The 7,619-nt window shown below is 54.2% G+C and carries 8 protein-coding genes and 1 pseudogene; 8 read left to right on the plus strand and 1 reads right to left on the minus strand.

Annotated elements, in window-relative coordinates; genetic code table 11:
- Window positions 1–97 precede the first annotated feature (97 nt).
- The 8 genes and pseudogenes from B2590_RS08620 (at window position 98) to B2590_RS08655 (ending at window position 6,587) form a co-directional block, all read left to right on the plus strand.
- The gene (locus B2590_RS08620) at window positions 98–763 is read left to right on the plus strand and encodes a response regulator transcription factor (protein WP_036206201.1); all 666 of its coding nucleotides are present in this window, start codon (window positions 98–100) and stop codon (window positions 761–763) included.
- The gene (locus tag B2590_RS08625; RefSeq protein WP_036206199.1) at window positions 750–2,102 is read left to right on the plus strand and encodes a sensor histidine kinase; all 1,353 of its coding nucleotides are present in this window, start codon (window positions 750–752) and stop codon (window positions 2,100–2,102) included. The genes B2590_RS08620 and B2590_RS08625 overlap by 14 nt, the downstream gene beginning before the upstream one ends.
- Before the next feature lie 519 nt (window positions 2,103–2,621).
- Window positions 2,622–2,702 (plus strand): annotated as a pseudogene (locus B2590_RS19255) (signal peptidase II); the annotation flags it as partial.
- Window positions 2,703–2,727: 25 nt separating this feature from the next.
- The gene (locus B2590_RS08635; RefSeq protein WP_036206197.1) at window positions 2,728–3,636 is read left to right on the plus strand and encodes a cation diffusion facilitator family transporter; all 909 of its coding nucleotides are present in this window, start codon (window positions 2,728–2,730) and stop codon (window positions 3,634–3,636) included.
- A gap of 75 nt (window positions 3,637–3,711) precedes the next feature.
- Window positions 3,712–4,416, plus strand: coding sequence for a hypothetical protein (locus B2590_RS08640; RefSeq protein ID WP_286809881.1), 705 nt, complete (start codon window positions 3,712–3,714; stop codon window positions 4,414–4,416).
- A 47-nt stretch (window positions 4,417–4,463) separates the two neighbouring features.
- Complete coding sequence (locus tag B2590_RS08645; protein WP_286809880.1) at window positions 4,464–5,102, plus strand: DsbA family protein; 639 nt, start codon at window positions 4,464–4,466, stop codon at window positions 5,100–5,102.
- A 22-nt stretch (window positions 5,103–5,124) separates the two neighbouring features.
- Window positions 5,125–5,967 (plus strand): cytochrome c oxidase assembly protein, encoded by an 843-nt coding sequence (locus tag B2590_RS08650; protein WP_199446736.1) that lies wholly within the window; start codon window positions 5,125–5,127, stop codon window positions 5,965–5,967.
- On the plus strand, window positions 5,964–6,587 hold the full coding sequence (locus B2590_RS08655) for an SCO family protein (RefSeq protein WP_199446735.1): 624 nt from the start codon (window positions 5,964–5,966) through the stop codon (window positions 6,585–6,587). The genes B2590_RS08650 and B2590_RS08655 overlap by 4 nt, the downstream gene beginning before the upstream one ends.
- A 65-nt stretch (window positions 6,588–6,652) precedes the next feature.
- Here the strand turns inward: B2590_RS08655 and B2590_RS08660 are convergent.
- Window positions 6,653–7,619, minus strand: a 967-nt coding sequence (locus B2590_RS08660; RefSeq protein WP_286809879.1) for an MFS transporter, incomplete at its 5' end; no start/stop codon positions are given.

Genomic DNA, 7,619 nt, shown 5'->3' on the forward strand with positions numbered 1-7,619 from the left:
TTCTTACTGAAAATATCCAACTATTTTGTCGTTCAGGATGAATTCAGGTTGATCGGCGACACTCGATACACTCTTGACTCAGAGAAAGGGCACCGCGATGCGATTACTACTCGTTGAAGACGACCGATTGCTGGCAGACGGTTTAGGTCGTCAGCTTGAAAAGGCGGGATTCAGCGTTGATACAACCCATACGGCCAGAGAAGCCGCGATTCTGGGCGAGCAGGAAGATTATCGCGCGGTTGTTCTTGATCTTGGTCTGCCAGACGGCAATGGGTTGAACGTTTTAAGGACGTGGAGAAAACACCAGATCGGCTTTCCGGTGCTAATCCTTACGGCAAGGGGCGACTGGCACGACAAAGTAGAAGGACTGAAAGCGGGAGCAGACGATTACCTGGCAAAACCTTTCCAGACTGAGGAGTTGATCGCCCGGCTTAACGCCATTGTGCGTCGAAGCGAAGGGCGCATTCATTCCGTGGTAAAAGCCGGACGCTACGAACTGGATGAGAATCGCCAGAGCCTGAAATCCGACGATGGCAAAGAATACAGCCTCACGGGTACGGAATTCCGCCTGCTGCGCTGTCTGATGAGCCGTCCCGGTCATGTATTTTCAAAAGAGCAGTTAATGGACCAGCTATACAACCTGAACGACACCCCGAATGAGAACGTAATCGAAGCCTACATCCGCAGATTGCGAAAACTGGTAGGCAACGACACCATTTCTACCCGTCGCGGCCAGGGGTATCTGTTCAATGACACTGTTTAGCAAGCCCAAATCCGTCAAAGGAACTTTGCTTTTATTACTACTGCCTGCCGGCATTGCGTTAATGGGGCTTGCATGGCTGGTTCACGGCTTGTTACTGGACCGGATGTCCCGGGAATTCGTTGCGACACGACTTAAGGATGAGGTCGCCTTTCTGGAACACCAGATTCGCGACTCTGGCGGTCAATTGGATGATCTCCAGACCGGCGACTACTTTCAGGAGGTGTTTCACCACGCCTTTGCCATACATTCTCCTTCTTCAACCGTTATTTCCCCGGATTCCTGGGCGCCGGTGTTAACGTCCTTAATTGAATCAGCAGAAGATGGAACCCGTCGTGTGCAGGATGCGGATACCGTCGATGGGCCAAAGGACATTCTCGCGTATCGAAAGTCGTTCCTGGTGGGCGACACCCCTATTATAGTAATCGTGTCCGAGGATCTAGGCGCCCTGAAACGCAGCCAGGCAGAATTGCACGCGTGGACAGCCATCGTCTCTATTCTGCTGATTCTGCTTTTGGTCGTTGTAATCTGGTTCGGTATCAATCTGTCCATGCGCCCCGTTGTCGAGCTAAGAGCCACGCTTAAGCGACTTCAGGATGGCAAGGTCTCGCGGATTCATGTTCAGGCGCCTGAGGAGTTTCGACCGCTGGTCCAGCAGCTCAACCAGTTGCTCGACTCGCTGGATCAACGCCTGGAACGCTCAAGGGATGCGCTGGCAAACCTCTCTCACAGCGTGAAAACACCCATTGCGGCCGTCCGGCAGATTCTTGAGGACACCAGTCGTCCGCTCTCCAACGATCTCCGCCTTCAAATGACCGCGAGACTCAATGACATCGACAAACAGCTTGAAGCCGAGATGCGCCGAAGTCGCTTTGCAGGGCCGCAAGTTGGAAAAAGCGCTTACCCGCTGAAACAGGCGCGGGACCTACTCTGGATGCTGGGGCGGCTATACCCGGAAAAGTCTTTTGAACTGTCGAGCTCCCTGCCGGAGGACGCTCGCTGGCCGATTGAGGAACACGACCTGAATGAAATCATGGGCAATCTCCTGGACAACGCAGGCAAATGGTCAGAACGATGCGTGGAACTGTCACTCGTTCAACACTCCGGAAATCTGCAGATCGGCGTTTCAGACGATGGGCCAGGCGTCATTGAGACTGAAATCGGCAAGCTGGGTCAACGGGGATTGCGGCTGGATGAGCAAACGCCCGGCCATGGCCTTGGGCTGGCGATTGTTCGGGAAATTGTGGAACGTTATGGTGGAAGCCTCCATTTCTCACGCGCCAAAGAACACGGACTTTGCGTGACAGTCGACGTCCCCAGGGCTTCGAGTACGATCAGCTAAAACCGAATATCTGCACCGGAGCCCCCGTTCCGCCAGGCCCGTACAGTACTTCTGATCCCAGAATCCGTCCTCGCGGAGCTTACTGAGGAATCTCTGATCCTGGCTGGCCCACTCACCCAGATATCCAAAGCCCGGAGGTGTGCCAGAATCTTTCACAAGAGACTCACAAGTAATCGCCGCAGGAATTGCCGTTGCCCGATAAAGATCCCGGCGGCCAATTGATACCGAAAGCTTCGGCCCAGCAGCTAATACAGGGTCAAGTGGTGACACTTGAACGTGCGCTGGTTAAGGGGCCCATATCCAAGCATAGGCTAAACATTGACTCTATAGTTACTACAGAGTTTTAAATAGCGTTATTCGAACGAGCACCAGAAACGTGAATATGAGTATCGACCGGAATGAATAGTGTGGCAAATCACCCTATTTTTTAACAGGGTGCATCTTTGAAATAGGGCCGCGGCCTTCAGTCTCTTTGCCGATGGCGGGGGCTGGCACTGGCCGGCGTTCAATCTTGCCGACGTCTTCATAGTCCTGGGTGTGACCATGATTTTTGTCACGGGCTTCAGGGCCGAAAAAAGTGCCGGAAACAACACGAAATGAACAACTACCGAACAAGGAGAAAATAATGGGCCACGAGCATGCTCACATGTCACCGGATACCAAGGACAAGCGAGTTGCAGTAGCCATCTGGGCGAATGGCATCCTGACTGTCGCCCAGATCGCGGGCGGGATCTTCGCCGGTAGCCTGGCGTTGATCGCCGACGCTATACATAACTTTTCAGACATGGCATCGCTGGTTATCGCTTTTGCTGCCCGGAAAATTGCACGCCGCCCGGCCGACTCAAAGATGACCTTTGGCTATGGGAGAATTGAGATCGTTGCGGCACTCATAAACTACACCACCCTGATCATGATAGGCCTCTACCTGATCTACGAAGGTACCATGCGATTCATTGAGCCGACGGAAATCAAGGGATGGTGGGTAATCTGGCTTGGCATTGTCGCACTGGTGGTGGACGCGCTGACCGCGCTGCTGACCTACTCTATGCAGAAGGGCAGCGTTAATATTCGTGCGTTGTTTTTACACAACTTGTCTGATGCGTTTGCATCAATCGCAGTCGTTGTAGGCGGTGCCCTGATTCTCCTGTACGACATGCGCTGGGTTGATCCCGCAATCACAATTGGTATCGCCAGCTACATTCTCTACCTGGGCCTGACGGAAATCGGCGGAACCATCCGAACACTCATGCTGGGAAGTCCTGTGGATATTGACACAGATTCGGTCATTGAGGCTGTATCAAACGTAGAAGGCGTTATCGACCTTCACCACGTACATTTCTGGCAGATGGGTGAGCATGATGCCTCCCTCGACGCCCATGTGGTGGTCGAGATAAGTGCCTGGAATGAACTTGAGAAAGTCAAGGACGGGATAAAACGAACTTTGGAAAACGAATTCAGCATCACTCATTCAACATTGGAGTTTGAGCACCCTGATCACAGTCACAAAGATGCCCATACTTATGGCCATGGCTAGCAGGGCTGCTGAAAAGGGTGCCGTGTGGCAGATCGGCTGCGAATGGCCGACATGCCACACGGTTACGAACACCTTATGCGAGACGTAATTGAACGCCATCAGGTCTGGGCCTACCTCATCGCTGTTTTTTCCGACCTCATTGCCGGATGGACCTCTTCCCTCGGCGACAGGGTGGAGGAGTGCCAGAGCACCCGAGCCATTGCGGCAACGCCGGTTCTGTTGATTGCTCAACTGGCTCTTCTGCCGCTCTACCTCTGGCTTTTTGTGGGCAGTCAATTCGATTTAAATCTGGAGCTTGGGCGACATCTCCCGCCGGCCTTTGTCGGGCTGATTATTGTCCCGCTTATCCTCGCATTTCTGACTGAAAAACGGGCCGAAAACTCCAGAAAAGCCACCGGGTTCATTCGCTTCATGGGCCTGATTCCGGTCCCTCTGCTTACAGTCGTACTTTTTGTCATCACAATGACACAGGTCAGCCAGATCGACAGTACCGGCCCACTCATCTGGCCCTTGATGATTGTGTTCCCGGCCTATCTTCTATCCGCGGCTCTGGTTGGAAAGGCTCTGCGCTGGGTCTTTCGATTACCGGTGGAAACCGGTCGCACCGTCACCTTCAGCCTTGGAACACGCAACTCCTTCGTGGTTTTACCTTTGGCACTTTCAATGCCAGAGGCGTGGGCTGCGGCCGTTGTAGTGATTGTCGTGCAGTCCCTGGTGGAACTGTTTGGAATGATGCTTTATCTGCGGTGGGTGCCTGGTCGGCTGCTACCGAACACCTGAAAAGGTCTGACGCCAATTTAATCAAACTAAAAATATGGAGATCTCACGTGCGAACCCGAACCCTGGTCATCAGTCTTGTTCTTATTTGTCTGGTTATCTTCGCGGCCGCTTTTGTTTATTACGATCGTTCTCAGGGCACTAATGAACCCGCCGTTGTTGGAAAAACGCCACTGGTGAGGGATTACTCCCCCGTTGTCGGCCCTGAGGGCGCTCAGGTAACCATTGTCGAGTTCTTCGACCCATCCTGCGAAGGCTGTCGCGCCATGTACCCTTATGTGAAACAGATTATGGCGGCCTACCCAGACAAAGTGCGCCTGGTATTGCGCTACGTGCTGTTTCACAAAGGCTCGGAAGAGGCCGTCAGAATTCTGGAAACCGCCCGCGAACAGGGGGCCTACGAGCCGGTGCTTGACGCTGTCATGGAAGCCCAGCCCCAGTGGCATGACGACCCCGGTGTCACCGCAGCATGGGACGCGGCGGAGTCAGCCGGGTTGAATGTAGAAGCCGCTCGAGCCGGTATGAACTCGCCCGAAATTGACGGCATTATTCAACAGGATGCTGCGGACGTTAAATCGGTTGGAATTTCCGGAACTCCAACCTTCTACGTCAACGGAGAAAAGTTGAACCGGCTGGGGCCTCAGGAACTGTACGATCTGGTGACGTCCAAGGTAGAGTTATCGAAATAACAACACCAGAACCGGCAACTCTATGTCACTGCTTGACTACCTTCTGCCCTACGATTTCTCGCCGCTGACCGTGCTGAGCTACATGCTCGTGATGGGGTTCTATGGCATCGGACTGCTTCGGATGCCGGATCAGGATCGGCCTGGCGCGCTGCGGATTTTTGCTTTCACCCTGGGGGTGCTGATCTGTTATGCGGTGATGCAGACCCGCTTCGATTACTACGCTCAATACATGTTCTTCGTCCATCGGGGCCAGCACCTGATTCTTCATCACATCGGGCCTATCCTGATCGCGCTTTCCAATCCCTTGCCGGTCATGCGGTTCTGGTTTGAAAAAATCAGCTCGGGCTGGAAGCGCACGCTCCGGCCTTTGGGTTGGGTTTATCAGGTCCTGCAACAACCCTTCATCGCCCTATTCCTGTTTGTCGGGCTCATTTATTTCTGGCTGTGGCCATCAATCCATTTCGACGCCATGCTCAGCCGGGACCTGTACTGGGTCATGAACTGGAGCATGTTACTGGATGGCCTGCTGTTCTGGTGGTTGATCTTCGACCCGCGACCGCCTGCGATCACCTCATCGCTGGGGTATGGCAGACGCATGTTGGTTCTGGCTGCCGCAGGTGTGCTTCAGATGTTTCTTGGGGCGTGGATCGTGTTCTCACGTGACATGGTCTACGACGTTTACGAAGTCTGTGGCAGGGCCTGGCCGCTGGACCCGGAAGTCGACCAGCTTCTTGGCGGCATGCTGACCTATATCCCTCCGGCCATGATGAGCATCCTTGGCATTCTTCTGATGCTCCGGCGAGCCATGCATCAGGACGGAAAATATACCAACCAATCCAAACAACTTGAGGAAACAGCGTCATGAGAACTCGCTTCTGGCGACAGCGCTCCAAAATCATATCGGCGACCTTAACGCTGATAGCATCCCTATTGCTGACTGGTTGCCTTGGAAATGACGAGGAAGACTGGAACGGCAAAAACATCAGTGGCTTGATGCCTAAACTGGAATTCGACCTGATCAATAGCCAGGGCGAGTCGGTATCTGGCGATGATTACAGTGGCCGCGTGAGAATGCTGTTTTTCGGGTTCACCTCGTGCCCCGATGTTTGCCCAACTGCCCTGCAAAAGCTCAATCAGGCAACCAGTGGCCTGGACCCGAAGCTTCAGGATGAAGTACTCACTTTGTTCGTGAGTGTCGATCCGAAACGTGACACGCCTGAGCGTCTCGCAAAATACGTGGATTTCTTCGGTGACAATATTGTAGGACTCACTGGAAAAGAACCCCAGCTTCGTGAACTGGCAAAACGATATAGAACAACCTTCGGTTATGACGAACCTGACCCCGATGGAAATTATGCGGTGTCACACAGCAGCGCGATTTATGTATTTGATCGCGAAGGTAACCCCCGCCTCTTAATGCGGCCCGATTTGAGTAGGGAAGAAATTCGACATGACCTCGTTGCTCTTATTCAGGAGGATTCCTGAATCGAGTTGGAGTTGATCTTAGGGCACATTTCCATCAGCTTGACGCCTAAAGGCGACGAAGTCATTTAACCCGGCCACCGCGGATGCAGCTCATCAATCACATACCGGTGGGAATGCTCCGCTCCCGATTCAGTTCTGTGCGGGTGCTCGCGCGGCAGGTCATGATGACTATGGGCAATCACCAATGGATCATCGGCGGGCCACAGTCGGCTGGCTGCAATCAGGAAGACGAGTCCCAGAACCGCCAACACCATCAGCGTTGGCTGAATGCCGGCAGATGAGCCAAGCCATCCCGCCAGCGGATAGGCAATCAGCCAGCCGGCGTGAGACAGCGAAAACTGGGCGGCAAAAAGCGCTGGGCGGTCTTCGCCATGAGAAGACTGGGTGAGCAAACGACCTATGGGTGTCTGAACCGTTGAGAATCCAACACCAAGCAGCGCCCAGACTGGCATCAGCATGTAGAGGCTGTCAGCAAACCACGCCGCGCCCAAGCCGCCGAGCAACACCCAAGCCCCTGCCAGCATCACCGGACGGTCCTTCCAGCGTTTGAGCAGCGCGGGCAGCGCCAGTGCCGCCAGCATGGAACCCGCGCCGAATGCCGCAAAAGCCATGGCCGTGTGCTGATCGGTCAGGCCAAAACCACCCTGCACGATCACTACGGTGTTCACGATCACCATGGAGCCGGCCATGCTGACCACCACATTCAGCGCTATCAATCCCCGAAGGCGCGGTGTGGCCAAAAAGATGCGAAACCCACGACGGGCGCGTTCGTAGATACCCCGGCGCTTCTCCGGCGCGGAGCCAGAAGGCAGAGCCACCGATACGACGAGCAACGCTGATGCTATGAAGCCAACCACCGTGCCTGAAAACAGCCCCTGCCAACTGGCAACCAACAACAGCATGCCGGCCAGAGCCGGACTGATCAGGTTTTCAAGATCGTAAGCCAGACGGGAAAGGGACAGCGCCCGCGTATAGTCGTCCTCGTTGGGTAAGGTATCCGGGATGGTGGACGAGTTATAACTGAATCTGGTG

This window comes from Marinobacter sp. UBA3604, assembly GCF_002375325.1.
GTDB lineage: Bacteria > Pseudomonadota > Gammaproteobacteria > Pseudomonadales > Oleiphilaceae > Marinobacter > Marinobacter salarius.